This is a genomic window from Micromonospora salmantinae, from assembly GCF_022230905.1.
Taxonomy (GTDB): Bacteria; Actinomycetota; Actinomycetes; order Mycobacteriales; family Micromonosporaceae; genus Micromonospora; species Micromonospora salmantinae.
On sequence record NZ_JAKKFG010000044.1, the window covers coordinates 245,490 to 271,229 of the forward strand.

The following is a 25,740-nucleotide window of genomic DNA, read 5'->3' on the forward strand; positions in this document are numbered from 1 at the left end:
CCCGGCCAGGTTCACGATGACCACCCCGGCGATGATCAGTGCGATGCCGGTGAGCTTGGCGAGCCCCACCGACTCACCCAGGAACACCGCTCCGGGCTAGTGCCGGCGACGCCCCCGCCCGGCCGGCCCGCCCACGTCCGATCGACGTCGAGCTGACCCGTCGCGTGGCGTCCGTACGGCCCGTGAAGTGGCGTCCGTACGACCTCGGCAGCTATCACAGAACGCCTTTGGAGCTGATGTCACAAACGAATCGGTTGTGGCGACGAAGCGGACTTCGCCACGAATCAGACCCCCGTTGACGAACCAGACTTCGCCATCGGACTGGCCGTGCGCCCGGCGCCCGGACCAGTGGATGAATCGTTTACGGCATCAGCTCCAAAGCCGGCCCAGCACACCCACCCACCCACGCCGCCGCGGCGGGTCGCGCCGCTGTTCCCCGTGCTGCCGCCCCCGGTAGTGGCCCGGGAGAGGTCCGCAGGGGTGAAGCTGCCGGGGTCGCGCCGCGCGGGACCAGCTGGTTCCTGTCTTCACGGGAGATCTGCGGGCTCGGCGGCCAGCCGGGCAGCTCGCATGGTCAGGTAGAGCTGTTCGGGACGGCTGCTCGTGCGGGCGGCGGCGATGCGGTAGTCGACGATCGCCTGGGCCTGGTCACCGGCCATCTCGTGCAGATGGGCGCGGGCGGCGGCCAGCCGGTGGTGTCCGGCCAACTGCGGGTCGTGGGCCAACGCGTCGAGGGCGGCCAGGCCGGCGGCCGGTCCGTGCACCATGGCCGTCGCCACGGCCCGGTTGAGGGCCACCACCGGGCTGCCGGCCAAGCGTTCCAGCACCTCGTACAGCGCCAGGATCTGCGGCCAGTCGGTCTGCTCGGTGCTCGACGCCTCGGCGTGCAGGGCGGCGATGGCGGCCTGTACCTGGTACGGACCGACCGGCCCGCGCGGCAGGGCCCGGGTGACCAGTGCCACGCCCTCGGCGATCGCCGTCGCGTCCCAGCGGCTACGGTCCTGATCGGCCAGCGAGATCAGCTCGCCGGAGGACCCGGTCCGCGCCGGGCCGCGTGCCTCGGTGAGCAGCATCAACGCCAGCAGCCCGGCCGATTCGCTGTCGTTCGGCAGCAGCGTGTGCAGTGCGCGGGTCAGCCGGATCGCCTCCGCCGCGAGGTCGACGCGGCGCAGGTCCGGGCCGGTGGTGCTGGTGTGTCCCTCGGTGAAGACCAGGTAGAGCACCTGTCGTACGGCGACCAACCGGTCCGCCCGCTCCGCCGGCTCGGGCATCCGGAACGGCAGCCCGGATGCCCTGATGCGCTGCTTGGCCCGGCTGATCCGCTGCGCCATCGTCGCCTCGGGCACCAGGAACGCGCGGGCGATCTCGGCGGTGCTCAACCCACCGACGGCGCGCAGGGTCAGCGCCACCGCCGACGTCGGCGCGAGCGCCGGGTGGCAGCAGAGGAAGAGCAGGACCAGCGTGTCGTCCCGCTCGGCGGTCAACTCCTCGTCCGGGGCTGGCGCGTACCGCTGGTCGTCCGGATCCTGGCGGGCGACCAGGTCCTCCCGGCGGCGTCTGGCCTGCTCACCGCGGACCAGCTCGATCATCCGCCGGTAGCCGACCTGGATCAGCCAGCCACGGGGGTTCGCCGGTAGCCCCTCGGTCGGCCACTGGGTGGCGGCGGCCAGCAGTGCCTCCTGCACCGCGTCCTCCGCGGTGGCGAAGTCACCGAAGCGGCGGCTCAGCACGCCGAGGACCTGCGGCGCCAACTCGCGCAGCAGGTCCTCGATGCGGGGATCGGTGTTCAGCCCTCACAGCTCCTGTGCCGGGGCGGACATCACCGGGTGCACCTCGATCGGCATGTTCAGCGGCCGGCCGTCGGGGCCGGGCGCCGTGGAGATGTGCGCGGCCAGCTCCACGGCCCGCTGCGGGCTCTCGCAGTCGACGATCCAGAAGCCCGCCAGGAACTCCTTCGTCTCGGCGAACGGTCCCTCGGTGACCACCGGCGCCCCACCCTCGCCGGCGCGGACGATCCGGGCCTGCTGCGGGCCGCCGAGGCCCTGCCCGTCGACCCACTCGCCGGCGGCGGTGAGCTTGGCGTTTACCTCGCCCATGAACGCGATGTGCGCCCGGACCTCGTCCTGCGTCCAGGTGTCGATGCTCGGGAAGTCGGTCCCGGCGGCGCTGAACTGCATCAGCAGCATGTACTTCATGGTTGGCTCCTCACGCCTGCGCACCGTCGTCGGTGCTCTCACAGTGAGGTAGAGGCAGGCCCCGCCGTTCTCGACACCCCAGCCGAAGATTCTCCAGAATCTTTTCAGTCGACGGCGTCGACCTCCAGCACCAGGCTCTGCTCCGGGTGCAGGGCGGGCAGCTGCACACCCACCCGGGCCAGCGCCGCCCCGCTGAGGGTGAGACCACCCGCCAGCCAGGTGGGCGGGGACAGGTCGATGCTCGCCGGAGCCGGTACGTCCGACACCTGTCGCACCCGGTACCGCCGGCCCGGGTCGAGGCCGGGCAGCCGCACCGCGCCGGGCGCCTGCGTCACCGAGGTGGTCAGCCGGGCCACCGCGTACACCGCTCGGGTGTTGTCGTGATCGACCACGCCGTGCGCCCAGACGGCCGGATCCGGGTGATCGACCCGGACCACCCGACCAGCGTGCAGCAGCGGGCGCAGCCGCTTGTGCAGCGCCACCCAGGCGGCCAGCTCGGTCTGTTCGGCGGCGCTGATCGAGGCGATGTCCCACTCGATGCCGTGGTGGCCGAAGAGCGCCGTCGCCGCCCGGAAACCCAGGTCGTGTACGCGGTTGGTGGTGTGCGAGCGTTCCGGGCCGACGTGGGTGCCGATCAGCTCCGGTGGCAGCAGCAGCCCCGTCCAGCGTTGGACGCTGAGTCGCTCCAGGGCGTCGTTGCAGTCGCTGGCCCAGACCCGGTCGGTGCGCGCCAGGATGGCCAGATCCACCCGGGCACCGCCGGACGAGCAGCTCTCGATCTCCACACCCGGGTGCCGACCGCGCAACTCGTCGAAGAGCCGGTAGACCGCCAGCGTCTGCCCGTGCACCCCCGGGCGGCCGTGATGCCCGGCCTCGGTGAGGTCCCGGTTCTGGTCCCACTTGAGGTACCGGATGCCGGGGTGGTCGGTGAGCAGCGTGTCGAGACGTTCCAGCACATGGTCGTACGCCTCGGGGCGGCCCAGGTCGAGCACCTGCTGGTGACGCCAGGCCGGCGGTAGCCGCCCCGGCACGGCGAGCACCCAGTCGGGGTGCGCGCGGAACAGGTCCGAGTCGGGGTTGACCATCTCCGGCTCGACCCAGAGGCCGAACTGGAGGCCCCGGCCGGTGACGTGGTCGATCAGCGGTTGCAGGCCGTCCGGCCAGACGGCGTCGTCGACGTACCAGTCGCCGAGGCCGGCGGTGTCATCGCGCCGGCCGCGGAACCAGCCGTCGTCGAGCACGAACCGCTCCACGCCGATCTGCGCGGCCCGGTCGGCGAGCGCCCGCAGCCGATCCAGGTCGTGGTCGAAGTAGACCGCCTCCCAGACGTTGAGGGTCACCGGGCGGGGGGAGCGCGGGTGCCCGGGGCGGGCCCGGAGGTGGGTGTGCAGCACGTCGCTGAGCCCGTCCAGCCCGGCGTCGGACCAGACCGCGTAGAGCAGGGGAGTCTCGTACGACTCGCCGGGGTCGAGCCGGACCTCGCCGGGGGCCAGCAGCTCGCCGCCACCGAGGGTGGACTCGCCGGTGGGCCGACGTTCGGCGAACGTGACGTGGTCGCCGCTCCAGGCGGTGTGCACCGCCCAGACCTCGCCGTGGCCGAAACCGAACCCGGTGGTGCCGGCCACCAACAGCAGAGTGGCGTCGTGCCCGGTACGGCCGTGCCGGCCCTCGCGGACCCAGGCGCCGTGCTGCCACGGGTGCCGCTGCGGGGACCGTTCCCGACACCACCGGCCGGTCAGGTCGAGCAGCTCGGTGGCGACCGCCGGCACCGGCAGCACCGGCGTCAGCTCCCGCAGCTCGTACGCGCCGTCGCCGTCGTTGCGCAGCCGGTGCCGAACGGTCAGCAGGCCGTACGGGTCGAGCGTGATCTCGATGGTCACCGTCAGCCCGGCGGCCGGGTCCGACGCCCGGACGGTCACCCGCGCCGGTCCGTCGGCGGGCTGGTCGACGTCGAGACCGTCCAGCCGGAACGCCGTGGACCAGTCGGCCCCGTCGCGGTGCCCGGCCAGGCCCGGCCGTCCGCTCCAGCCGGCGCTCGCCTCCGGCAGCACCGACAGCACTGTCGGCTCGTCGAAGCTGCTCGGCACCACCGGCGGTACTGTCGCGTCGGTGAGTTGGCGCAGGCCGTCGTCGTCGAGGTCGCCGACGTCGCCGCCCCAGTGCACGATCCGGGGCAGCCCCGGGCCGCGCGCGTCGAGCACCAGGCTGGTCCGCGCGCGGCGCAGGTGCAGGATCGTCATCCTTTGGAGGCTCCCAAGGTCAGGCCCCGAACGAAGTGCCGCTGGAGCATAAAGAAGATCACCAGGGTGGGGATCGCGACGAGCACGCTGCCCGCCGAGACCAGGTTGTTGTCGGTGAAGAACTCACCGCGCAGGTTGTTGAGCGAGCTGGTCACCGGGAACTTGTCGCCGGTGCGCATGAGGACGGTGGCCCAGAAGAACTCGTTGTAGATCCAGGTCACCTCCAGCGTCGCCAGCGCGGCCAGGGCCGGCCGGCACAGCGGCATGGTGACCTGCCAGTACTGTCGCCAGATGCTCGCCCCGTCAACCATCGCCGCCTCGTACAGGTCACGGGGCAGCGCCTTCATGTAGTTGCTGAGCACGAAGACACAGAAGCCGCACTGGAAGGCCACGTTGATCAGGATCAGGCCCCAGTAGCTGTCGTAGAGCAGTTCCGAGTCACTCATGAACTCCGGCAGTGGCACCTCGGTGAACAGCCGGAACAGTGGGATGAGCAGCGCCTGCTGGGGCAGCAGGTTGGCCGCGGTGAAGATCCCGAGTAGGACGAGGTTGAGCTTCCAACTGAACCGGGCGATGACGAACGCCACGCAGGAGGCGAGGAAGAGGGTCAGCAGCACCGCCGGCACGGTGATGTACACCGAGTTGATGAAGTGCTGCCCGAACTCCGCCGTCCGCCAGGCGGTGACGTAGTTGTCGAAGGTCCAGCCGCCGAAGGAGACGTAGCCGTTCGCGGCGGTGTAGTCGTACGAGCGCAGCGAGGTCAGCACCGCCCAGGCGATCGGGAAGAGCCAGGCCAGCGAGACGACGATGAGGAAGCCGTGCAGCAGGATCCGTAACGGGGTCAGCTTGCGGCGGCGCGGCGGCGCGTCGGCCTCGCCCTCGGTACGCCGGGTGGCGGTCGCGGTGCTCATTCCCGGTTCTCCCTCATCACGGTCGCCAGGTAGATGGTGATGAAGACCAGCGAGACGACCAGCATGATCGTTGCCAGTGCGGAGCCGAAGCCGATCCGGCTCGCCTCACCCACCACGTTCTGGGTGACCAGCGCGGAGATCAGCTCCAACCCGTTGCGGCCCTTGTTGACCACCCAGACCAGGTCGAACGCGCGCAGCGACTCGATCACGGTCACCACCAGCACGATGATGTTGATGGGCCGCATGACCGGGAACACGACCCGGAAGAAGGTCCGGCTCTCCGAGGCGCCGTCGACCGCCGCGGCCTCGCGCAGCGATGGATCGACGCCCTTCAGGCCGGCCAGGTAGAGCAGCATGATGTACCCGACGTGCCGCCACCCGGAGGCGACCATCACCGCCCAGATGTTGACGTTCGAGTCGCCGTACCAGTCGATGCTGCTGCCGAAGACGGCGTTGATCAGCCCCTGGTCCCGGGAGTAGAGCAGTTGCCAGACGAAGCCGATGAGCGCCAGCGAGAGCACCACCGGCAGGTAGAGCGCGGTCTGGTAGAAGCGGCTGCCCCGCAACTCCTTGTCCAACAGCACGGCCAGGAACATGCCGAACGGGGTGGCGACCACGAACAGCGCCGCCAGCCAGAGCAGGTTGTGCTGGACCGCCGGCACGAACGGCGGGTAGATGTTCACCACGTCGCTGTAGTTGCGCGCGCCGACGAACTCGATCTCGTTGAGGGGGCCGATGCCGTCCCAGTTGGTGCCGGAGAGCAGCACGGTCGCCGCCGCCGGCATCCAGACGAACCCGGTGACGAGCAGCAGCGGGACGAGCACCATCAGCGTGATGACCACGCGGTCGGTGCGGGACAGGAGCCGTAGCCGCCGACGACGACCACCAGTGGAGGTGGTCGTGGCCGGCGGCGGCACGGCGCGATCCGCTTGGATCAGGGGCAGGTCGGACACGATGTCCTCCCCCTTCCGCCGTCAGTCAGTGAAGATCGACTTTTTCTGGTTTTCGATGGACGACGTGAGCCCGCCGATGTCCTTGGGGTCCTTGATGAACTGCTGGAGCGCCGGGATGATCACCGTCGAGGCGAAGTCCGGCCGGGTGTCCCGGTCGAGGAACTGGGCGATCTCGGTGGCCGACCCGACCAGTTCGGCGGCCTTCTTCTGCAATGCGGTGTAGCCGCTGACGTCGGCGCTGCCGTTGGCGACCAGGGTGGCCGGGTCGTTCTTGACAGTGATGTCGCCGGCTTCCTTGCCACCGAAGTACTCCAGCAGCTTGCGGGCGTTGTCCTCGTTCTTGGGCTTGCGGGCCATCATGTAGCCGTCGATCGGCGCGTCGAGCGCCTTGGCGCCGATGGCCGGGTCGATCTCGGGGAAGGTGAAGAAGTCGAGGTCGCTCTGCTCCTCGTTGCTGAACTGCTGACCGACGAAGAGGCCGAGCAGGTACATGCCGCTCTTCTTCTGCTGCAACGACTGCGCGGCCTCCTGCCAGGTGCGGCCGAGGCTGTCCGGCTGGTGCGCGGGGAGCAGGCCGGCCCAGGTGTCGAAGACCTTCTTGACCTTGTCGGAGGTCCAGGCCTCCTTGCCGGCCATCAGGTCGATGTGGAACTGGTAGCCGTTGATGCGCAGGTTGAGGATGTCGAAGGTGCCCATCGCCGGCCAGCCGTCCTTGTCGGCGAAGGCGATGGGGGTGAGGCCGTCCCTCTTCATCTGCGCGGTGAGCGCGGTGAGCTGGTCCAGGGTGGTGGGCACCTGGTAGCCGTACTGCTGCCACACCGACTTGCGGTAGAACATCGCCCAGGGGTAGTACGACGCCGGTACGAAGTACTGTTTGCCGTCGTCGCCGGTCGATGCCTTCTTGAAGGCGTCGGAGTAGCCGGAGAGCTTGCCCCACACGTCACTGATGTCGCTGGCCAGGCCCTTCTGCGCGAAGAAGCGCATCCGGTAGCCGGCGAACCAGGTGAACACGTCGTCCGGCTTGCCCTGTAGGTAATTGTTGATGTTCTCCTGGAACGTGTTGTGGTCGACCGTATTGACCGCGACCTGCACGCCGGACGAGGTCTTGAAGCCGTCGGTGACCTTGACCAGGACGTCCTTGGGTTTCGGGTCGGACTGGTTCGAGCCGAGCGACACGTCCTTGCTGGCCCCCCCGGAGCCGGAGTCGTCGCCGCAGCCGGCGAGCAGGCCGGTGCCGAGCAGCGCGCCCGTGCCGGCCGCGCCGGCCAGCAACGATCGTCGGTTGATGCCGGCGACTGAGGGCGGTACGAGCCGAGCCAGGTACTCGGCTTGGGATTGGGGACGGGACATCTGTGCCTCCTGCGGATGAGAAGGAGCTACGCCCAAGGGCCTCAGGGGGTGGTGAAGGCAGGTCCAGCGCCGTGATCACACATTGAGATCCACCGAGAATCCACATTGGCGAACACGAACGGCCATTGGGGCCTCAAGCTACCCTGCGGTCGTGCGCTGTCAAGAGGGCAGTTCGCCTCTGATAACCCAGTCGTGACACGGCCGTTACCTGGTAAACGTTGGAAAGAAGCTCGATGTTGGAACCTGTTGACTTCGGTGGACCAGCGGGTGCACCCTCAGCTGTCATGCGGCGATGGCAGGGTGACAGCATCTATTTCGGCGGCGACTACAACCCCGAGCAGTGGCCCGAGGAAACCTGGTCCGAGGACGTCGACCTGATGCGCCAGGCCGGGGTCAACCTGGTCTCCGTCGGCATCTTCTCCTGGGCGTTGCTGGAGCCCACCCCGGGGCGGTTCGAGTTCGGCTGGCTGGATCGGGTGCTGGACCTGCTGCACGACGGTGGCATCCAGGTCGACCTGGCCACCGCCACGGCCAGCCCACCGCCGTGGTTGGCCCACGAGCACCCGGAGACGCTGCCCCGCCGGGCCGACGGCGCGATCCTCTGGCCGGGGGGACGACAGGCGTACTGCCCCAGCTCACCGGTGTTCCGCCAGCGGTCGCTGGAGTTGGTACGCGCGGTCGCCGGCCGGTACGCCGAGCATCCCGCCGTGGTCATGTGGCACGTCTCCAACGAGCTGGGCTGCCACAACGCGCACTGCTACTGCGACGTCAGCGCCGAGGCGTTCCGCGGCTGGCTGCGGGAGCGCTACGGCGACCTGGACCGGCTCAACGACGCCTGGGGCACCGCGTTCTGGAGTCAGCGCTACGGCGACTGGGCCGAGATCAACCCGCCGCGCACCGCGCTGACCTTCGCCAACCCGACGCAGCAGTTGGACTTCCTGCGCTTCTCCTCCGACGAGCTGCGCGCCCAACTGCGCGCCGAGCGCGAGGTACTGAAGGCGCTTGTCCACCAGCCGATCACCACCAATTTCATGATCGGCATGGGCGTCAAGCACATGGACTACCAGTCCTGGGCGAACGATGTGGACCTGGTCTCCAACGACCACTACCTGACCGCGGCCGACCCGCAGGCGCACCTCGGGCTGGCGCTCGCCGCCGATCACACCCGGGGCGTCGCCGGCGGCGACCCGTGGCTGCTGATGGAGCACTCCACCAGCGCCGTCCAGTGGCAGCCGCGCAACGCGGCCAAGCTGCCCGGGCAACTGCGCCGCAACAGCCTCGCGCACGTCGCCCGCGGCGCCGACGGGGTGCTCTTCTTCCAGTGGCGTGCCTCCCGGGCCGGCGCGGAGAAGTTCCACTCCGCGCTGGTGCCGCACGCCGGGCCGGACACCAAGGTGTTCCGCGAGGTCTGCCAGCTCGGCGCGGACCTCAAGGCCCTCGCGGAGGTACGCGGCAGTCGGGTGGACGCCGACGTGGCGATCCTGTTCGACTGGGAGGCGTGGTGGGGTGTCGAGTTGGATTCGCACCCCAGCGTCGACGTCACCTACGCCGACCGGCTGAACGCCCTGTACGGCTCGCTCTGGCGGGCCGGCGTGACCGCCGACATCGTCCACCCGTCGACCGACCTCAGCGGCTACCGGCTGGTCCTGGTGCCGACCCTCTACCTGGTCCGGGACGCCGACGTCGCCGCACTGCACCGGTACGTCGAGGCCGGGGGCACGGCGGCGGTCACCTACTTCAGCGGCATCGTCGACGCCAACGACCACATCCGGCTGGGCGGCTACCCGGGCGCGTTCCGGGAGTTGCTCGGCGTCCGGACCGAGGAGTTCTTCCCGCTGCGCGAGGGCGAGCAGGTAAACCTCGACGACGGCAGCACCGCCGACGTGTGGACCGAGTGGGTGCACCCCGACGGCGCCGAGGTGCTCGCCTCGTACACCGATGGGCCCTTGCCGGGCGTGCCGGCGCTGACCCGCCACCGGGTGGGCGACGGCGCCGCCTGGTATGTCGGCACCCGGCTGGACGAGCCGGCCACCGACCGGCTGATGACCCGGCTGCTCGCCGAGGCCGACGTCCGCCCGGCGGCGTCGGCGCCGTCGGGAGTGGAGGTGGTCCGCCGCCGCGACGGCGACCGGACCTGGCTGTTCGCGATCAACCACACCGACACCGAGGTACGCCTGCCGGCGCACGGCGTCGAGCTGTTGACCGGAGGACACTGCGCCGGTGAGCTGGCACTGCCGGCCGGTGAGGTGGCGGTGGTCCGTGAGGATCGGACCTGATTCTGACGACGGTCACGGCGCGAAGGAGGTTCCCCACATGCTCGCCCAGCAGAGGCAGACCGCCATCCTCGATCTGATCCGCCAACGCGGCGGGGTGCGGGTGAGTCAGCTGGTCAGTCGATTCGGCGTGTCCGACATGACGATTAGGCGCGACCTGGAGGTGTTGGCCGAGCGCGGCCTGGTCGACAAGGTGCACGGCGGCGCGACCCTCGCCGGGCCCGGCTCGGCCGAGGAACCCGGCTTCGCCGCGAAGTCGATCCGCCAGCAGGCGGAGAAGCGGGCCATCGCCGAGCGGGCCGCGACGATGGTGGAGCCGGGGATGGCCATCGCGCTCTCCGCCGGCACCACCACCGCCGCGCTGGCCACGCTGCTCTCCGACGTACGCGGGCTGACCGTGGTGACCAACTCGATCCCGGTGGCCGACGCGCTCTACCAGAACCCGCGCGCCGACCAGACCGTCGTGTTGACCGGTGGCATCCGCACCCCGTCGGACGCGTTGACCGGGCCGGTGGCCGAGGCGGCGATCAGCGCGCTCAACGTCGACCTGCTGTTCCTCGGTGTGCACGGCCTCAGCCCACGGACCGGGTTCACCACGCCCAACCTGCTGGAGGCCGGCGTCAACCGCTGCCTCATCGGCGCGGCCCGCCGGCTCGTGGTGCTCGCCGACCACACCAAGTGGGAGACGATCGGCATCGCCACCATCGCCCCGCTGGAGGCCGCCGACGTGCTGATCACCGACCGGGGGCTGCCGCCGGAGGCACGCACCACGATCGGCGAACAGGTCGGCGAACTGGTGATCGTGGACCCCGACTGATGCCGCGCCCCCGCGCCCCCGCGCCCCCGTGCTCCCCCGCGCCCCCGCGCCCCCGCGCTCTCCGCGCCGATCTTGCGGTTTCGGTTGCCGAAATGCGTGGATCGCCCCTTAGGTCGGGACAGAAAGTGCAAGATCGCGGAAGGCGGCGGTTCGGCTTAGGGGCCGTTGTTGGGTAGGCAGGCACCCACGTGGTCGGCCTGCCGCGCGCAGCGGCGGCGATCGGGCATGATCCGGTCGCAGAAGACCCAATGTCGTACGTGCTGCGCGTCCTCGGCCGACACTGTGATGCCGGCGACGTCGACCTGTGGCGTCGAGGCCAGCGACCGGGCGAGAGTACGGGCCAGGTCCAGCGCTCCGGCCAGGTCGGTGACCGCCACCGGCAGGTGGATCACATACCGAGGCATCTCCGCGTGCGCCCCGACGGCGAACCGCGGCAACGGCGTGAAAAGACCGCTGTACTGGTGCTCCCATCCCGGGCTCACGGCTGACGCCGGTCGGACCAGGCGCTCTGCCAATCGCGCAGCGCGCGCTTGACACGGGCGTTCTCCTCGCTGAGCCGAGCCACATCGTGGTGCAGCGTCGCCAGGTCGAGCGCGACGCGGTGCAGGAACCGTCGTACCTCCCCGGGGTCCAGGCCTCGTCGGCCGAAACCGACGACGGTGAACTGCCGGTCCCGGACCTGGCTCGGGTGCAGCCGAGCCAGCCGACCGCCGTGGAGCGTGCCGTCGTAGAGAGTGCCTCGGGTCATTCATCACCTCGCGTGTCGTCGACAGATGGGCGGGTCAGGGTCGCGAAGGGGCCCTTTGCCGTGGTAGTTATTCGTCAAGTCGGTTCGGAGCCGGGATTCGCACATCCCGACGCTCTAGTTGAGACCCGACGAGAGCCGGTATGCGCCTGCCACTCGCGAGGCCGTCTCTCGTCACCTTCTCGGCTGTTGGCACAGCCGCGGTTGCCGTGTTTGCACCGGGCGTCCCCGGGGGCCGGCGATCACCCTCACCCGAAGACCACGTTTCCAGTCGCTCGGAACTGGAGCAATGGTTCCTACGCGGGCGTCGCCAACGAATTGAGAGGTGAACCATGCCGCACAAGCCGTTCATCCGGACCCTGCGTGCGCAATGGCTGGGTCAGCAACTGCGGATACTGCGGGAGGAACGGGGGATGACCTTGAAGTTGGTCGCCGAGCATCTGCAACGCGACATGTCCGCGCTTGGTCGGTACGAACGCGCGGACTGGCCGATCCGCAAGGGTGATGTGATCGCGCTGCTGGATCTCTACGGATTTCACCACGCGGCCGAGCGGGCTCGCCTGCTGGCGCTTGCCGAGGAGGTCTGGCGCACCGACCGGTGGGACGAGGACTACGGCGACGTCGTGGACGCGTCCTTCATCGAATATCCCTGGCTGGAAGGTCGCGCGGAGCAGGTCTGCTGCTTTCACCTCACCCTGGTGCCGGGGCTGCTTCAGACCCGTGAATACGCCGAGGCCGTGATTCGCAATGCGGCAGAACCGGGGGTTACCGAAGCGACGATCAATCGCTGGGTGGCGCTTCGGATGACCCGCCAAGAGGTACTGAGGCGACGCCGCCCACTCATGATTTCTACGGTCATCGACGAAGCTGCGCTGCGTAGGATGGTGGGCGGGCCGGAGGTGTGGCGCCGACAGCTGCAGCACCTCTCGCAGGCGCAGCGACTGGGCAACGTGGCAATCAGAGTCATGCCGTTCGGCATGGCCCTGCACCAAGGGCTCGACGGTACGTTCTGGATATTCCGTCTGCCAGAGCCGTATCCTGCGGTTGCCTACGTGGAGTCCTTGGGAGGGCGGCTCTACCTGGAGTCGCCGAAGGCCGAGCGCTTCGTTCGCGCTTATGGTCGTCTGTTGGATTCTGCGCTCAGCGAGAGCGAGTCAACGAAGTTGATCACGAGCATCGCGGAGGATTTGTCATGAGCGAGAGCATGTCCGAAGTTGCTTGGCACATCAGCAGCAGGAGTGACAGCAACGGTGGTAGCTGTGTCGAGGCGGGGCCTGTCCTGGACGGTTCCGGTCGAGTGGCGGTACGGGACAGCAAGGATCGTGCGGCGGCAACACTCGTCTACCCCGCCGAGGGGTGGACCGCGTTCGTCCTCGGCGTCAAGGTGGGCGAGTTCGGCTAGGAGTTGAGCAGTGCCTCGGCGGCCCGTTCGACCAGCCACCGCTCGGCCTCGTCGTACGACCAGCCGCCCTCGTCGACGAGCTGCGGCCAGGAGTGCAGCCCGAAGTAGAACCAGAGCACCTGGGTTGCCTGTTCGACGGTGAGGCCCGGCCGCAGGGCCGACAGCTCGTCGAGGCGGACCGCGCCGACCCGCAGGGCCTGCCGGTAGGCCGCCGCCGCGTCCCGCGCCACGGTTGCCGCGCTCGGGGTCATGCCGGCGGCCGCCTTCATGAGGGCTACCTGCTGGTGGTGGTTCTGGTGACCGTACCGGGTCCCGGCGCCGATCAGGCGCAGGACCTCCCGGGGGTTGGTGGCGACCGCGACGGCCGCCACGTTGCGGGTGGTCTCGGGGTCGTTGACGCCCGACTCGATCAATGCTCGCAGCAGGGTCGGCTTGCCGCCGACGCTTGTGTAGACGGTCGCCACGGCTACTCGGGCGCGCGCGGCGATGTCGTTGATTGTTGTCGTGGCGTACCCCTGGGCGAGGAACAGGTGCTGGGCCGACTCCAAGATCAATTGCCGGGTCTGTTCGGCGCTCTCCTGACGCCGGCTGGCGCGGGGGTGAGCTGCGGTCATCAGGGCACTATACGGCGGCACTCATCAGAATAGTATTCTGATGATCATGCGACTCCTCTTCTCAAACGTGCCCGCTTTTGGGCACTTCCTCCCTCTGCTGCCGCTGGCCCGCGCGTTTCGTCGCCAGGGTCACGACGTCGCCGTGATCACCGCCGCAGGCATGACTCCGCTCATCGCCCCCGAGGGGATCGAGCTGCTGCCGGCCGGTCCCATGCCGGACGTGCTCTTCGCCGAGGTGGGGCGCAAGCTCGGCCTCAACCCGGCGACCGAGCCCACCCCCGAGGCGGTCGCCGAGTTCTTCGCCGGCGTGCGGGTCGACCTGACCGCCGACGAGGCGTTGGCGCAGGCGAGAAGCTGGCGACCCGACCTGATCGTCAGCGAGATGGTCGACTTCGTGGGACCACTGGTCGCCACCAGCCTCGGCGTACCGCTGGCCACCCTCGCCTTCGGGCCGTCGGTGCCGGCCGAGTTCACCGACGCGCTCACCGCCGTCGTCCGCTCCCGCTACGAGGAGCGCGGGCTGCCCGCACCCGAGCGCACCCCCGCCGGTCGTTGGCTGCTGGACACCTGCCCGCCCGGTCTCCAGTTCGAGAACTTCGCCGTACCGTCGGGAATGGAGCGGATCGCGCTGCGACCCGAACCCCACCAGGCGCCCGACGCCCCGAGCGGTGGCGGCACCCCGGCGGCCGGCGGCCGGCCCCGGGTCCTGGTGAGCTTCGGTACGGTCTTCGCCGACCCCGCCGTCGTCGGTCCGCTTCTGGGGGCCCTCACCGACGTCGACGTCGATGTGCTGGCAACGCTCGGCCTCGACGGCAAGCCGGAGGACTACCAGCTCGACTCCGACCGGGTCGAGTTCAGCCCGTTCGTGCCGTTGGCGCAGCTGCTGGAGAACGCCGACGCGGTCATCACCCACGGCGGCGCCGGCACCACCCTCGGCACGCTGGCCCGCGGCATCCCCATGGTGGTCGTACCCCAGGGCGCTGACCAGTTCTTCCAGGCCGACCGGGTCGCGGCGTCCGGTGCGGGCCTCGCGCTGATGCCCGGCCAGGCCGACCCGGCGGCCATCGCGGCGGCCCTGCGCCGGGTGCTCGACGAGCCGACGTTCGCCGAGGGGGCACGCCGGATCAGCGCCGAGATCGTCGCCATGCCGTCGCCCGACCAGGTCGCCGAGCGGCTGCGCGCCGAAGTCATCTATTAAGGCCCCGCTGCTGGGGCTGATCGCGTGGCCAACGAACGTGGCGGCAGCGCGGCGCTTCACAGCCACCTCACAGGGGTGATGGATAGGGTGCCGTCCGAGTCACGTCCGACTCCAGCCTGGAGCGGTCGGCGTCGCACAGGAGTTCCGATGGTCTTCAAGAAGATGTTGAGCGCGTTCGGTGTGGGCGGTCCCAGCGTGGACACCGTGCTGACCAACCCCAACACCCGGCCCGGCCTGACCCTCGACGGGCAGGTCAACCTCGTCGGTGGCGACGCTGAGGCGGCCATCGAGCAGGTGGTGATCGGCCTGGTCACCCGGGTCGAGGTCGAGGGGCACGACACCGAGTACGCGGGCACGATGGAGTTCCACCGCATGGCGGTCAGCGGGTCGCTCGTACTCGCCCCGAAGCAGCAGCTCTCGATCCCGTTCCAGCTGCCGGTGCCGTGGGAGACCCCGATCACCGACGTGTACGGCCAGCGCCTGCACGGTATGACGATGGGTCTGCGTACCGAGTTGGCGATCGCCCGAGCGGTCGACAAGAGCGACCTGGACCAGGTGGCGGTGCACCCGCTGCCGGTGCACGAGCGGATCCTGGAGGCGTTCCAGCGGCTCGGCTTCCGGTTCAAGCACGCCGACCTGGAGCGTGGTCACATCCGGGGCGTGCAGCAGACGCTGCCGTTCTACCAGGAGATCGAGTTCTTCGCGTCTCCGCAGTACGCGAGCACCATCCGTGAGGTCGAGCTGACCTTCGTGACCAGCCAGCGTGGTGTGGAGGTCATCCTGGAGTGCGACAAGCGCGGCGGGTTCCTCAGCGCCGGGCACGACGCGTTCGGCCGCTACCAGGTGTCGCACACCGACGTTGACCGGGTGGACTGGGCGCAGGTCGTCGACGGCTGGCTGCGCGAGACCACGTCCCGCTACGGCAGCCTGCGCTCCCAGTACGGCCCGAGCCACGGCCACGGTCACAGCCGTGGGCACGGCATGGGCGGCATGGTGGCCGGCGCCGCGCTGGGTGTCGCCGGCGGCATGATCGCCGGCGAGATGATCGAGGAATCGTTCGAGGGTGACTTCGGCGACTTCGGTGGCGACGAGTAGCCCGTTACGAACATGACGGTGGCCTCCGGGAGGATCTCCCGGAGGCCACCGTGCACTGTGAACCGGTCAGTGCCGGGCCTTGCGCTCCTCGCCGCTGCGCCAGTTGCTGCCGGCCTTCGAGAGGCCACGGCTACCGAGGTAGCCAAGCGTCAGCAGGGTGATCAGGAACCAGGCGTTGTCGGCCCGGAAGATGTCCACCCCGGCGGAGTTCTTACCGACGACCTGCGACGCGCCCAGTACGGCGGCCACCGCGATCAGGTAGATCCAGAACTCGGTGGTCTTGAACGCCTGCTTGGTCTCCGTACCGGGTGCCTGCATGTCGTTGCGGCGCCCGTCATGCATGACCGGCATCTGCTGGGTCTGCATGTCCCGCATCTGAGCGGGATTCTGCGGGTCGTTCATGGGCCGGTTCATCGGCCGGGTGGAAGCAGCCTGCGTGCTCATCTGGTCCTCCTCAGGATGCGATGAGTCGTACCTGCATTCCCTCGCCCCGCTACCGCGTTTCGGCCACGGCACGGTTCGCTTTCGTGGCGGGGACAACCCCCGACTACCCGAGGCCACGGAGCAGGTAACACCGATCGCCGGCCGGAAAAGTCCGGCCGGCGATCGGGTGGTCGACGGGTCAGCGCAGGCCGTTGCGGGTCGCCACGCTCACCAGAAGGTCGGGGTCGTCGGTGATGATGCCGTCGACGCCCAGGTCGATGACCCGCTGCATCACCGCCGCGTCATCAACGGTGTACGGGATCACCTTCAGGTCGTAGCGCGTCTGCAGGGTCCGAACGTCCGGTCCGTGGAAGTACGCCGGGTTCTCCCGCAGGTACCAGTCGGTCGAGGCGACAGTGCCCTGCTTCGGGTCGTGCACCTGCCAGTTGGCGGACACCGTGCCAGCGCCCGCGGCCCGGGTCAGCTTGCCCAGGTCCTGGTACTTCCACCAGTCCAGCCCACCGGTCCACGGGCTCTTCACCGACGGGTTGCCGTAGACCGCCTGCAGCGAGCACTCGTCGGCGAGGGTCGCGCACTCGGCCGGGCCGTACTGCCAGACCAGGCCGACAGTGCCGATCCGCCGGTCGAGCTGCCGGGCGTACGTGATGGTGCGCCAGTCGAACGACTGGATGGTGGCCCGGCTGGTGAAGCCGGCCCGCTGGATCGCGTCGACGAGCTTGCGGGTGAAGCTGCGGTACGGCTCGGTGTCGTTCACCACCGGGCTGATCTTCGTTTCGATGTTCATTCCGATGTCGGTGCGGCCACTCGCCTTCACCAGGGCGAACACCTCGTCCAGGGTCGGAATCCGGGCACCGGGCGCGGGCACCTGGGCGGGCAGCTCGGGCAGCGTCTTCGTGCCGCAGTCAACGGTCTTGAGCTGCGCCAGTGTCAACTCGTGCACCGGCTTGCCCACGTACGGGAACTTCCGGTCTCCCGGGCGCACCGGGGCGGTGTCGACGCAGTGCGACCCGTTGACGGTGCGGTCGTGCAGCACCACGAGCTTGCCGTCGGCCGTCACGTTGGTGTCCAGCTCCAGGGTGGAGATGGCCCGGTTGGACAGCGCGTTCGCGAACGCCGGCAGGGTGTTCTCCGGTCGGGTGGCCCGACCGCCCCGGTGTGCCTGGATGTCGAACGGCGCGGTGTACGCCTTCGGCAACCGGTAACCGCGCTGCGCCAGCAGGCCACGCAGCCGGTCCGGGTAGTCGGTGATGATGCCGTCCACGCCGTCGTCGATCAGCTTGGTCATGGTCGGCACGTCGTCGACAGTCCACGGGATCACCTTGATCCCGTAGCGGTGCGCCTGGGCGACCATCTCCTTCGTGACGTACGGCTTGTAGCCCGGGTCGGTGACAGTGCCGTTCTGCGGGGACCCGTGCACCGGCGAGAAGGCGCTGACGCCGAAGCTGCGGATCGCCTTGATCGGGTCGCCGCCGAAGTCGTCGATGTCCAGCCCACCCAGCCACGGCGAGGCACCCGGCTGACCGGTCTGGAGGAAGTCGTAGTTGGTCAGGGCGACCAGCGGCAGCTTCGGCTCGACCTGACGCATCCGCATCAGCGCGCCCCAGTCGAAGCTCTGGATGGTGACCTGCTTGAGCAACCCGGCGGCGCGGATCTCGGCGGCGGTGACCCGGACGAACTGCTCGCGGGGGGCGGTCTCGGTCGGCGCGCCAGCCTCGACCTTGGTCTCGACGTTGAGCTTCACGTCCTTCGCCCGGTAGCGGTTGACCAGGGCGAAGACCTCACGCAGCAGCGGCATCCGGGCACCGGGGACGGCGAGCTGGCCGGGCTTGTCCGGCAGCGTCTTTGAGCCGCAGTCGAGCGAGCGCACCTGGGCCAGGCTGAGCGTGTTGATGTACTTCCCGACGTACGGGAACTCCGGGTCGCCGGGCGTCACCGCTGTGGTGTCGACGCACTTGGTCCCGGTGACCTTGCGGTCGTGGGTGACGACGGCCTGGCCGTCCTCGGTGATCTGCACGTCCAGTTCGAGGGTGGTCACCCCGAGCTGGAGGGCGTTGCCGAAGGAGGCGAGAGTGTTCTCCACCCGCAGCCCGAGGCCACCCCGGTGGGCCTGCACGTCGAATGTCCGGTCCGGTCGTGGCTTCGCCTGGGCGGGCACCGCGAGCCCGGTCGTCACCATCGCGGCCACCAGGGCCGCGACGGCGGTACGGCGTACTGTGCGCACGCTGTCATCCCCTCCTGCCGGCGGGCATCTCCCACCGGTCGCGGGACAGCATGGACATCTCGGGCTGCGGGAGGACGGCCGGCGGGCGGCGTGCTGGTGAACCGCCGTGGACGACCTTCCGGTCACGCCGGGTTTGGTCGGCCGGTGGCAGGGCACGCAGTCAGTTCCACAGCTTCTGCGAGGTGATGGACGTGCGTGAGGACGACATGCGGCAGGATGCCGCCCGCGAGGCCGAGGATCGGATCGCCGGCGGCGTGTACGGCAAGGGCGCCCTCGACGAGGTGACTGTGCCCCGCACCGATGTGGAGAGTCAGATCCAGCGCGACGACCCGTTCGATCCGGCGAAGGAACGGATCGACCCGCAGGTGCTGCGTGACGGCGGCCCCGTCGGCGGGCAGGGCGCGGTGACCACCACCGGTGGCACCGCCGGGCCGGCGAGCGTACGCCGGGTGGCCCGACAGCCGGAGCGACACCCGGGCACCGTCGCGCCGACCACCACCGGTGATGCCACCACCGGTGGCCTCAGCACCCCGATGGGCGGCGGCACCAGCGACCAGTCAACGTCGGCGACCGGCCCGGCAAAGTCCATCAGGGACAAATCGAACGACTAACCCGCACCCGCCGCCCCCGCCGAGTGGCAACTCGGTGGGGACGGCGGGTTTAGTGGTCAGCTCGCCGGGCGGAGGACACCCAGGCGTTGGGTGGCGCGGGTCAGGGCTACGTACAGGTCGCTTCGTCCGCGGGGGGACTCGGCCACCATCCGGTCCGGGTCGACCACCAGCACGGAGTCGAACTCCAACCCCTTGGCCTGCGCGACGGTCAACACCACCACTCGGCTCTCCAGCTCCGGATGCTCACCGACGGCGGCCTCCGGCAGGGCGGCGGTCACCGCCGCACCCAGCTCGCCCACCCGGCCGGCCGGCACGAGCACCCCGAGCCGCCCCTGGGTCAGCCCGGCCGCCTCCCGGGTGGCCTCGGCGACCAACTCCGCCGCCAACCGGTCGTCGGGCACCGTCCGGTCCCACGGCGGTACGCCGCTCTCCCGCACCGAGCGCGGCGGCCGCAGTGCCGGGTCGATCTCGGCCAGTACCTCGGCGGCGACCGCCATGATCTCGGCGGGAGTGCGGTAGCTGACCGTCAGCTCGGTGAGCCGCCACCGCTGCTCGACGTACGGAGCGAGGGCGTCCGCCCAGGACGGCGTGCCGCTCAGCGCGCCGGTCTGTGCCACGTCCCCGACGATCGTCATCGACCGGCTCGGGCAGCGGCGCATCAGCAGTCGCCAGGCCATCGGCGAGAGCTCCTGCGCCTCGTCCACGATCACGTGGCCGAACGCCCAGGTGCGGTCGGCGGCGGCCCGCTGCGCGGTGGTCAGCCGGTCGGCCTCCTCCTGCCGCTCCAGCAGCCGATCCGCGTCGATGAGGTCGGTCACGCCCAGGATCTCACCGCCCTCGGCCTCGTCCTCGACGTCGATCGAGCGGGAACCCCGGGCGATCTCCAGCACGCCCTCGGCGTACTCCCGTTCCATCATCCGGATGCGGTCCCGCCGGGCGGCGGCGGCGCGTTCGTCCTCGCCGAGCAGTTCGGCGGCCTCGTCCAGCAGCGGGACGTCGGCCGGCGTCCAGCCACCCGGCTCGCGGCGCAGCAGCGCCCGCTCGTCCTCGCTGAGCATCGGCGCGGCGGCGGCGATCCGGTCCGGGTCGGCGTACAGGTCGGCGAGCAGCCGCTGTGGGGTGAGCACCGGCCACAGGCGGTCCAGGGCGGCCTGGACCTCCGTCTCCTCGCGCAACTCGCGGCGGATCTCGGCCCGGTCCGCCTCGTCGAGGAGGTTGTCCCCGCCGAGCGGGTCGGCGCCGATCCGCTCGGCCACCTCGTCGGCGAGCGCGTGCACGATCTCCACGTCGAACAACGCGCGGGCCAGGTTGTGTGGTCGTTCGGCGCGGCGGACCCGATCCCGGGCCGCCCGCACGATCTCCGGGTCGAGGGTCAGCGTCTCCCGCTCGACCTCGATCTCCAGCGGCTCGTCCGGCACCCACTGCCGGTCCCGGACGGCCAGCGCCAACACCTCCGCCAGCACCGCCCGGCCCTTGAGCGCCGCGGTTCCGGCCGGCTCGGTCCGTTGGGCGCTCACTCCGGGAAAGAGATCACCCTGGGTACGCAGCAGCACGCCGGTCTCGGCCAGCGTCGGCAGCACCTGGGAGATGTAGCGCAGGAAGGTCGCGTTCGGGCCGACCAGCAGCACGCCACGGCTGGAGAGTTCCCGGCGGTGCGTGTAGAGCAGGTACGCCGCCCGGTGCAGCGCGACAGCGGTCTTGCCGGTGCCGGGGCCGCCCTGGACGACCATCACACCCGGGAGTTCCGCGCGGATGACCTCGTCCTGCTCGGCCTGGATGGTCTCGACGATGTCGCGCATCCGGCCGGTACGGCCCGCGTTGAGCGCGGCGAGCAACGACGCCTCACCGGTCAGCTCCTCGTGGGCGCCGGGGGAGGCGGTGTCGATGTCGAGCACCTCGTCGTTGAGCCCGGTCACCTTGCGCTGCCGGGTACGCAGGTGCCGACGACGGCGTACGCCCTGCGGGTTCGCGGCGGTGGCGAGGTAGAACGGGCGGGCGGCGGGTGCCCGCCAGTCCATCAGCAGCGGGTCGTAGTCACCACTGGTGTCGAAGATGCCGATCCGGCCGATGTAGCGGCGGGAGTCGTCGTCGCCGTCGAGACGGCCGAAGCAGAGCCCGTTCTCCACGGCGGAGAACTGTTCGACCTGATCGGCGTACATCGCTACCGAGCTGTCGCGCTGCGAGCGGTCCTGGAGGGTGCCGCCGGTGTTGTGCAGCTCGGCGGTGAGCCGGTGGGCGGCCTGCTCACGCAGTTGGTCCAGCCGGTTGTAGAGCATCGAGACGTACTCCTGCTCGCGACCGATCTCGTCGTCGAGCGGCAATTCGCCGGAACCGCCGGAGTGCCTTGACAAGCCGTCTCCCTAAAGATTAGATTCCTTTGCAGGAACGGCTTTTAGCCGTTCTTTTTTGTGCCTTCGAACTGTTGAAGATAGCGCGTTCCGCCGGTTCTCACCAAGCCCGGCGGTCCGGCGCGCCGGTGATCGCGAGGTGGCGGCGGATGATCCTGCGGACCGGGCAACGGGTGGTCTTCATCGGGGACAGCATCACCGATTGTGGTCGACGCGACGTCGCCGCGCCCTACGGCAGCGGATATGTGAGTCTCGTGCGCGCCCTGGTCGACGCCCGGCACCCCGAGTTGGAGCTGGAGTGGGTCAACCGGGGTGTGGGCGGCGACACGGTGCGCGACCTGGCCGCCCGCTGGGACGACGACGCCATCGCCGAGCACCCCGACTGGCTCGCGGTGCTGATCGGCATCAACGACATCTGGCGGCACTACGGTGACCGGCCGGATGAGGCCGTCGGCATCGAGGAGTACGAGCGCACCCTGCGCGACCTGCTCCGTCGGGCGGTCGACGCCACCGGCTGCCGACTGATCCTCGGTGACCCGTTCTTCATCGAGGCCGACCGGAGCGTCCCGCAACGCGCCGACACCGACCGGTACGCGGCGGTCGTGGCGGGGTTGGCCACCGAGTTCGACGCGGTGCACGTGCCCAACCAGGCGGCGTTCGACCGGGTGCTGGCGGTGAGTCCGGCGACGCGTTGGGCCGACGACCGGGTCCACCCGTACCTGCCCGGCCACGCGGTCCTCGCCGACGCGTACCTCAGCGCCCTCGGCGTCTCCTGACCTCGGTCTTACCCACAGCGAAGCGCCGGGCCGACCGTCAGGTCGACCCGGCGCGAACACTGCGGAGATCAGCCGCGCGCGGCCTGGTAGAGCCGCTCCGGCGTCACCGCTCCGGCGAGCACCCGGCCGTCGTCGGTGAGCAGCACGCTGAACAGCTTGCTGGTGAACAGCCGACCGCTGCCCCAGTCGCCACTGACCGCCGGCAGCCCGCCGAGCAGCTTCGACATGTCCAGGTCCGGTGCGGTGCCGGCCGGGGGAGCGGCCGGCTTCGTGGCGGGCTTCCGGCCGACACCGGCCCCGTCGAGGCGGCCGACCAGCACTGTCGTCCAGCCGTCGCCCACCGCGCGGACCTGCGGGTCGCCCGCCGGCTCGACGTGACCGGGCTTGCCCGTCGGGCGCTCGGCCTTCTCCTCGTTGACTGTCACGCCGGGCGGCGGGTTGAAGCGGAACTGGTCGGCGTCCGGGCGGCGGTAGTCGACCTGGGTGAAGGCCACCTCGAACGCCGGCCGGTCGCTGCCCTTCGCGAGCACCTCGAAGCGCAGCGGCACGTGCTGCTTGGCGTCGATGGCGATCCGCAGCTGGTGCACCAGGGAGTCCTGGTCGCGTGGCTGGAGCACCAACTCGTACGCGTCCCGGCCGGCGACGGTGGCCGACCGGCCCACGCTGACCTCGGTGCTCGGGTCGATCGCGCCCAACGCCAGGTCGGCGGCCTCCTGCGGGGTGGCCGGCAGGTTCGCTGCCGGTTCGGGGGCGGGCTTCCAGGCCCCGGCGTCGCCGCCCAGTGTGCGGTGGGTGGCGGTGTTGCTGCGGCTCTGCCACGTCCACAGGTCCCGGCCGTTGCGGATGATGTCCTGCTCGCCCAGCGTGTCCATCAGCGCGACCCGCTGCTGGTCCGGCCCGGAATACCAGACCCGCAGGGTGTGGGTGCCGGTCAGCAGGGTGGTCAGCTCGTTACCGGGAACCAGACCGACGAGTGGCGGCAGGCCGAGGTCGGCGCGTTGCACGACGGTCCCGGACAACCCCTCCAGCCGGGATGTCTGCAGGTCGACCAGGAGCTGAGCGGCGGTTCGGGGCGGCAGGCTCGGCTCGGCCTCGGCGGCGAACGTGCCGATCGCCGCGCCGCCGCCGATGACGGCGACGGCCGCGGTGGCCGGAACCAACCAGCGAAGGACGGGACGGCTTCTCAGGACGGACATGGTGGCACCTCCTGCGGCCATCTTGCCTCGTCCGTGCTGTGAGCGCGCTGAGGACACCGAACCGCGCCGATTGACCCGGGTGGCACCCTTGAGCTGTGCGGGTGCTGGTGGTGGAGGACGAGGCCCGGTTGGCGGCCGCCCTACAACGCGGTCTCCAGGCGGAGGGGTTCGCGGTGGACGTGGCGGCAACCGGCCCGGCGGGCCTGGACGCGGCCCGGCACGGCGGGTACGACGCCATGATCCTCGACGTGATGCTGCCCGGCCTCTCCGGGTACGAGTTGGTCCGGCGGCTGCGCGCGGAGCAGCACTGGTTGCCGGTGCTGATGCTCTCCGCCAAGGACGGCGAGTACGACCAGGCCGACGGCCTCGACTGCGGCGCCGACGACTACCTGACCAAACCCTTCTCGTACGTGGTGCTGCTGGCCCGGCTGCGGGCGCTGCTGCGTCGGGGCGCGCCGGAGCGCCCGACCGTGCTGGCGGTCGGTGACCTGCGGTTGGACCCGGCCCGCCGACGGGTGACCCGGGCGGACGCTGAGGTGGCGCTGACCGCGCGGGAGTTCGCGTTGCTGGACTACCTGATGCGCCGGCCGGGCCAGGTGATCTCCAAGGTCGAGTTGTTGGACCACGTCTGGGACGCGAGCCTGGAGACCGCGCCGAACGCCGTCGAGGTGTACGTCGGCTACCTGCGCCGCAAGCTCGGCCGGGACCGGCTGGAGACGGTCCGGGGCGCCGGCTACCGGCTGGCGACGTGACCGCCGACGGTCCGGCCGCCACCCGTCGGGGCAAGCCCGGCCGGATGCCGGTCCTCGGGCTACGCGGGCGGCTCATGGCGATCGGTGTGGTCGGTCTCACCATCGGGCTGGCCCTGGGCGGGGTGGTGCTGCTCGGCGCGCTCGGCTTCGTGCTCCAACGCACTGTCGACACCGAGGCGTTCCGCACCGCCGACGCGGTCGCCCTGCTCGCCGCCGAGGACGCGCTGCCCGACCCGCTGCCGGTGGCCGGCGGGCAGGTCCGCGTGCAGGTCGTCGACGGGCAGGGACGAATCCGGGCGGCCTCGATCGACGCCGACCGTCTGGTGCCGATGGTCCGCCCCGAGCGGCTGAACCGCGACGGTCGGCAGCGGCTTGAGGTGCCGGCCGAGCGGGTCGGGCTCGTCGGCCCGGTCCGGGTGGTCGCCGTACCCGCCGGCACCGCGGCCGACCCGCTCACCGTGCTGGTCGCCCGCTCGATGGCCGACGTGCGGCACAGCACCCATGTGGTCCGGACCATCCTGCTGGTGGCCTTCCCGTTGCTGGTGGCCGTGCTGGCCGGGGTGGCGTGGCGGGTGGTGGGCGCGACCCTGCGGCCGGTCGAGGCGTTACGTCGAGGCGCCGAGGAGATCACCGGGAGGGCCGGAGCCGGCCGGCTGCCGGTGCCGGCGTCGGCCGACGAGATCCACCGTCTGGCGGTCACCCTCAACGGCATGCTCGGCCGGCTGGAGTCCGCCCGCGTCCGGCAGCGAGCCTTCGTCTCCGACGCCGCGCACGAGTTGCGCAGCCCGTTGACCAACATCCGGACCGAGCTGGAGGTGGCCCAGCGCCTCGCCGACCGGACGGACTGGACGGCGGTGACCGCCAACCTGCTCGCCGACACCGACCGGCTGAGCCGCCTGGTCGACGATCTCCTGCTGCTGGCCCGCCTGGACGAGACTCCGCCGGCCCGGGGGACCGGCCCGGTGGAGCTGGGCGCGTTGCTGACCGAGGTCGCCGCCCGCTACCCGTCACCGCCGGTGCGGGTGACGCCGCCGGCGGGCCCGCTCTGGACGATCGGCACCGTCGAGGAGTTGCGTCGCGTGCTGGCCAACCTGGTCGACAACGCGGTACGCCACGCGCACGGCAGTGTCGTGCTCGCGGCGTCGACGGGGGCACCGACGGTGGGCTCTAGAGTCGGGCCTGGCGTCGGGGCGTACCACCTGGTGACGGTGACCGACGACGGCCCGGGGATCGCGGTGGCGGACCGGGAGCGGGTCTTCGACCGGTTCACCCGGCTGGATGACGGACGGGCCCGCGACGACGGGGGAGCCGGCCTGGGGCTGGCCATCGTCCGGGAGTTGGTTCGACGCGCGGGCGGCAGCATCACCCTGACCGACGCGCCGGAGCAGCGAGGGCTACGGGTGTGCCTGCTGCTGCCGGCGTTGCCGGCCGAGGACCCCCCAAGATAGACGGGCCGTGACGGCGACCTCCCCCCACCGACCACCGATGCCCCCTTTGCTCTGCACCCGCGGACGCGACAGCTACCCAACGTGATGCTCGCCGGCGCGTGTCGAAGCGACGGCCACGACGTTTCAGCTGGTCAGCCGAGGTGGTGCGTAT

23 protein-coding genes are annotated in these 25,740 nt (G+C 70.5%); 10 read left to right on the forward strand and 13 right to left on the reverse strand.

What is annotated here, in order from left to right; translation table 11 throughout:
- Nucleotides 1–527: 527 nt before the first annotated feature.
- The 6 genes from PSH03_RS28735 to PSH03_RS28760 all read right to left on the reverse strand — a co-directional run bounded on the left by PSH03_RS28735 (nucleotide 528) and on the right by PSH03_RS28760 (nucleotide 7,649).
- Nucleotides 528–1,790, reverse strand: coding sequence for an RNA polymerase sigma factor (locus PSH03_RS28735; RefSeq protein ID WP_255751213.1), 1,263 nt, complete (start codon nucleotides 1,788–1,790; stop codon nucleotides 528–530).
- Nucleotides 1,791–1,793: 3 nt separating this feature from the next.
- The gene (locus PSH03_RS28740; RefSeq protein WP_238690959.1) at nucleotides 1,794–2,195 is read right to left on the reverse strand and encodes a YciI family protein; all 402 of its coding nucleotides are present in this window, start codon (nucleotides 2,193–2,195) and stop codon (nucleotides 1,794–1,796) included.
- Between the two features lie 104 nt (nucleotides 2,196–2,299).
- Nucleotides 2,300–4,435, reverse strand: coding sequence for an alpha-galactosidase (locus PSH03_RS28745; protein WP_238690960.1), 2,136 nt, complete (start codon nucleotides 4,433–4,435; stop codon nucleotides 2,300–2,302).
- Nucleotides 4,432–5,346 (reverse strand): carbohydrate ABC transporter permease, encoded by a 915-nt coding sequence (locus PSH03_RS28750; RefSeq protein WP_238690961.1) that lies wholly within the window; start codon nucleotides 5,344–5,346, stop codon nucleotides 4,432–4,434. The genes PSH03_RS28745 and PSH03_RS28750 overlap by 4 nt, the downstream gene beginning before the upstream one ends.
- Nucleotides 5,343–6,299 (reverse strand): carbohydrate ABC transporter permease, encoded by a 957-nt coding sequence (locus PSH03_RS28755; protein ID WP_238690962.1) that lies wholly within the window; start codon nucleotides 6,297–6,299, stop codon nucleotides 5,343–5,345. Before PSH03_RS28755 ends, PSH03_RS28750 begins: the two co-directional genes overlap by 4 nt.
- A 21-nt stretch (nucleotides 6,300–6,320) precedes the next feature.
- Nucleotides 6,321–7,649 (reverse strand): ABC transporter substrate-binding protein, encoded by a 1,329-nt coding sequence (locus PSH03_RS28760; RefSeq protein WP_238690963.1) that lies wholly within the window; start codon nucleotides 7,647–7,649, stop codon nucleotides 6,321–6,323.
- A 284-nt stretch (nucleotides 7,650–7,933) separates the two neighbouring features.
- On the opposite strand from PSH03_RS28760, the gene PSH03_RS28765 reads away from it, so the two are divergent.
- Nucleotides 7,934–9,925, forward strand: coding sequence for a beta-galactosidase (locus tag PSH03_RS28765; RefSeq protein ID WP_238690964.1), 1,992 nt, complete (start codon nucleotides 7,934–7,936; stop codon nucleotides 9,923–9,925).
- Nucleotides 9,926–9,962: 37 nt separating this feature from the next.
- Nucleotides 9,963–10,739: a DeoR/GlpR family DNA-binding transcription regulator gene (locus PSH03_RS28770; protein ID WP_238690965.1), complete on the forward strand. Its 777-nt coding sequence runs from the start codon at nucleotides 9,963–9,965 to the stop codon at nucleotides 10,737–10,739.
- A 155-nt stretch (nucleotides 10,740–10,894) separates the two neighbouring features.
- Here PSH03_RS28770 and PSH03_RS28775 read toward each other — a convergent pair whose 3' ends face one another.
- Together PSH03_RS28775 and PSH03_RS28780 are read right to left on the reverse strand one after the other, a co-directional pair.
- A complete protein-coding gene (locus tag PSH03_RS28775) occupies nucleotides 10,895–11,143 on the reverse strand; it encodes a hypothetical protein (protein ID WP_210787067.1) in 249 nt (82 codons plus the stop codon).
- A 74-nt stretch (nucleotides 11,144–11,217) separates the two neighbouring features.
- A complete protein-coding gene (locus PSH03_RS28780; protein WP_210787059.1) occupies nucleotides 11,218–11,487 on the reverse strand; it encodes a DivIVA domain-containing protein in 270 nt (89 codons plus the stop codon).
- Between the two features lie 329 nt (nucleotides 11,488–11,816).
- On the opposite strand from PSH03_RS28780, the gene PSH03_RS28785 reads away from it, so the two are divergent.
- Nucleotides 11,817–12,680, forward strand: coding sequence for a helix-turn-helix domain-containing protein (locus PSH03_RS28785; RefSeq protein ID WP_238690966.1), 864 nt, complete (start codon nucleotides 11,817–11,819; stop codon nucleotides 12,678–12,680).
- Complete coding sequence (locus PSH03_RS28790; protein ID WP_238690967.1) at nucleotides 12,677–12,886, forward strand: DUF397 domain-containing protein; 210 nt, start codon at nucleotides 12,677–12,679, stop codon at nucleotides 12,884–12,886. Before PSH03_RS28785 ends, PSH03_RS28790 begins: the two co-directional genes overlap by 4 nt.
- Here the strand turns inward: PSH03_RS28790 and PSH03_RS28795 are convergent.
- Nucleotides 12,883–13,500 (reverse strand): TetR/AcrR family transcriptional regulator, encoded by a 618-nt coding sequence (locus tag PSH03_RS28795; RefSeq protein ID WP_238690968.1) that lies wholly within the window; start codon nucleotides 13,498–13,500, stop codon nucleotides 12,883–12,885. The two genes, PSH03_RS28790 and PSH03_RS28795, sit on opposite strands and share 4 nt — an antisense overlap.
- Nucleotides 13,501–13,546: 46 nt before the next feature.
- Here PSH03_RS28795 and PSH03_RS28800 point away from each other — a divergent pair, with 46 nt between their 5' ends.
- A complete protein-coding gene (locus tag PSH03_RS28800) occupies nucleotides 13,547–14,698 on the forward strand; it encodes a glycosyltransferase (protein ID WP_238690969.1) in 1,152 nt (383 codons plus the stop codon).
- A 147-nt stretch (nucleotides 14,699–14,845) separates the two neighbouring features.
- Nucleotides 14,846–15,793 (forward strand): sporulation protein, encoded by a 948-nt coding sequence (locus PSH03_RS28805; protein WP_210787043.1) that lies wholly within the window; start codon nucleotides 14,846–14,848, stop codon nucleotides 15,791–15,793.
- Nucleotides 15,794–15,859: 66 nt separating this feature from the next.
- Here PSH03_RS28805 and PSH03_RS28810 read toward each other — a convergent pair whose 3' ends face one another.
- Nucleotides 15,860–16,237 (reverse strand): hypothetical protein, encoded by a 378-nt coding sequence (locus PSH03_RS28810; protein ID WP_210787042.1) that lies wholly within the window; start codon nucleotides 16,235–16,237, stop codon nucleotides 15,860–15,862.
- Between the two features lie 178 nt (nucleotides 16,238–16,415).
- Nucleotides 16,416–18,458, reverse strand: coding sequence for a glycerophosphodiester phosphodiesterase family protein (locus PSH03_RS28815; protein ID WP_238690970.1), 2,043 nt, complete (start codon nucleotides 18,456–18,458; stop codon nucleotides 16,416–16,418).
- A gap of 191 nt (nucleotides 18,459–18,649) precedes the next feature.
- On the opposite strand from PSH03_RS28815, the gene PSH03_RS28820 reads away from it, so the two are divergent.
- Nucleotides 18,650–19,069 (forward strand): hypothetical protein, encoded by a 420-nt coding sequence (locus PSH03_RS28820; protein WP_210787040.1) that lies wholly within the window; start codon nucleotides 18,650–18,652, stop codon nucleotides 19,067–19,069.
- Between the two features lie 56 nt (nucleotides 19,070–19,125).
- On the opposite strand, the gene PSH03_RS28825 is transcribed toward PSH03_RS28820, so the two are convergent.
- Entirely contained in the window at nucleotides 19,126–21,420 is a 2,295-nt protein-coding gene (locus PSH03_RS28825) for a HelD family protein (RefSeq protein WP_502361702.1), read from the reverse strand.
- 146 nt (nucleotides 21,421–21,566) lie between these two features.
- On the opposite strand from PSH03_RS28825, the gene PSH03_RS28830 reads away from it, so the two are divergent.
- On the forward strand, nucleotides 21,567–22,193 hold the full coding sequence (locus PSH03_RS28830; protein ID WP_210787038.1) for an SGNH/GDSL hydrolase family protein: 627 nt from the start codon (nucleotides 21,567–21,569) through the stop codon (nucleotides 22,191–22,193).
- 68 nt (nucleotides 22,194–22,261) lie between these two features.
- Here the strand turns inward: PSH03_RS28830 and PSH03_RS28835 are convergent, their stop codons facing one another.
- Nucleotides 22,262–23,389 (reverse strand): LolA family protein, encoded by a 1,128-nt coding sequence (locus PSH03_RS28835; RefSeq protein ID WP_238690971.1) that lies wholly within the window; start codon nucleotides 23,387–23,389, stop codon nucleotides 22,262–22,264.
- 95 nt (nucleotides 23,390–23,484) lie between these two features.
- Between PSH03_RS28835 and PSH03_RS28840 the strand changes: the two genes are divergently transcribed.
- Together PSH03_RS28840 and PSH03_RS28845 are read left to right on the forward strand one after the other, a co-directional pair.
- Nucleotides 23,485–24,141, forward strand: coding sequence for a response regulator transcription factor (locus PSH03_RS28840; protein ID WP_112585109.1), 657 nt, complete (start codon nucleotides 23,485–23,487; stop codon nucleotides 24,139–24,141).
- A 74-nt stretch (nucleotides 24,142–24,215) separates the two neighbouring features.
- Nucleotides 24,216–25,589 (forward strand): sensor histidine kinase, encoded by a 1,374-nt coding sequence (locus PSH03_RS28845; RefSeq protein ID WP_238690985.1) that lies wholly within the window; start codon nucleotides 24,216–24,218, stop codon nucleotides 25,587–25,589.
- The last annotated feature ends 151 nt before the right edge of the window (nucleotides 25,590–25,740 follow it).

What these genes read in the sequence shown, in the direction of transcription:
- PSH03_RS28740 (WP_238690959.1), bottom strand. Translation starts at nt 2,195, where the DNA reads ATGAAGTACATGCTGCTGATGCAGTTCAGCGCCGCCGGGACCGACTTC.
- PSH03_RS28745 (WP_238690960.1), bottom strand. Translation starts at nt 4,435, where the DNA reads ATGACGATCCTGCACCTGCGCCGCGCGCGGACCAGCCTGGTGCTCGAC.
- PSH03_RS28750 (WP_238690961.1), bottom strand. Translation starts at nt 5,346, where the DNA reads ATGAGCACCGCGACCGCCACCCGGCGTACCGAGGGCGAGGCCGACGCG.
- PSH03_RS28760 (WP_238690963.1), bottom strand. Translation starts at nt 7,649, where the DNA reads ATGTCCCGTCCCCAATCCCAAGCCGAGTACCTGGCTCGGCTCGTACCG.
- PSH03_RS28765 (WP_238690964.1), top strand. Translation starts at nt 7,934, where the DNA reads ATGCGGCGATGGCAGGGTGACAGCATCTATTTCGGCGGCGACTACAAC.
- PSH03_RS28770 (WP_238690965.1), top strand. Translation starts at nt 9,963, where the DNA reads ATGCTCGCCCAGCAGAGGCAGACCGCCATCCTCGATCTGATCCGCCAA.
- PSH03_RS28775 (WP_210787067.1), bottom strand. Translation starts at nt 11,143, where the DNA reads ATGCCTCGGTATGTGATCCACCTGCCGGTGGCGGTCACCGACCTGGCC.
- PSH03_RS28780 (WP_210787059.1), bottom strand. Translation starts at nt 11,487, where the DNA reads ATGACCCGAGGCACTCTCTACGACGGCACGCTCCACGGCGGTCGGCTG.
- PSH03_RS28785 (WP_238690966.1), top strand. Translation starts at nt 11,817, where the DNA reads ATGCCGCACAAGCCGTTCATCCGGACCCTGCGTGCGCAATGGCTGGGT.
- PSH03_RS28790 (WP_238690967.1), top strand. Translation starts at nt 12,677, where the DNA reads ATGAGCGAGAGCATGTCCGAAGTTGCTTGGCACATCAGCAGCAGGAGT.
- PSH03_RS28795 (WP_238690968.1), bottom strand. Translation starts at nt 13,500, where the DNA reads ATGACCGCAGCTCACCCCCGCGCCAGCCGGCGTCAGGAGAGCGCCGAA.
- PSH03_RS28800 (WP_238690969.1), top strand. Translation starts at nt 13,547, where the DNA reads ATGCGACTCCTCTTCTCAAACGTGCCCGCTTTTGGGCACTTCCTCCCT.
- PSH03_RS28805 (WP_210787043.1), top strand. Translation starts at nt 14,846, where the DNA reads ATGGTCTTCAAGAAGATGTTGAGCGCGTTCGGTGTGGGCGGTCCCAGC.
- PSH03_RS28810 (WP_210787042.1), bottom strand. Translation starts at nt 16,237, where the DNA reads ATGAGCACGCAGGCTGCTTCCACCCGGCCGATGAACCGGCCCATGAAC.
- PSH03_RS28830 (WP_210787038.1), top strand. Translation starts at nt 21,567, where the DNA reads ATGATCCTGCGGACCGGGCAACGGGTGGTCTTCATCGGGGACAGCATC.
- PSH03_RS28835 (WP_238690971.1), bottom strand. Translation starts at nt 23,389, where the DNA reads ATGTCCGTCCTGAGAAGCCGTCCCGTCCTTCGCTGGTTGGTTCCGGCC.
- PSH03_RS28845 (WP_238690985.1), top strand. Translation starts at nt 24,216, where the DNA reads ATGGCGATCGGTGTGGTCGGTCTCACCATCGGGCTGGCCCTGGGCGGG.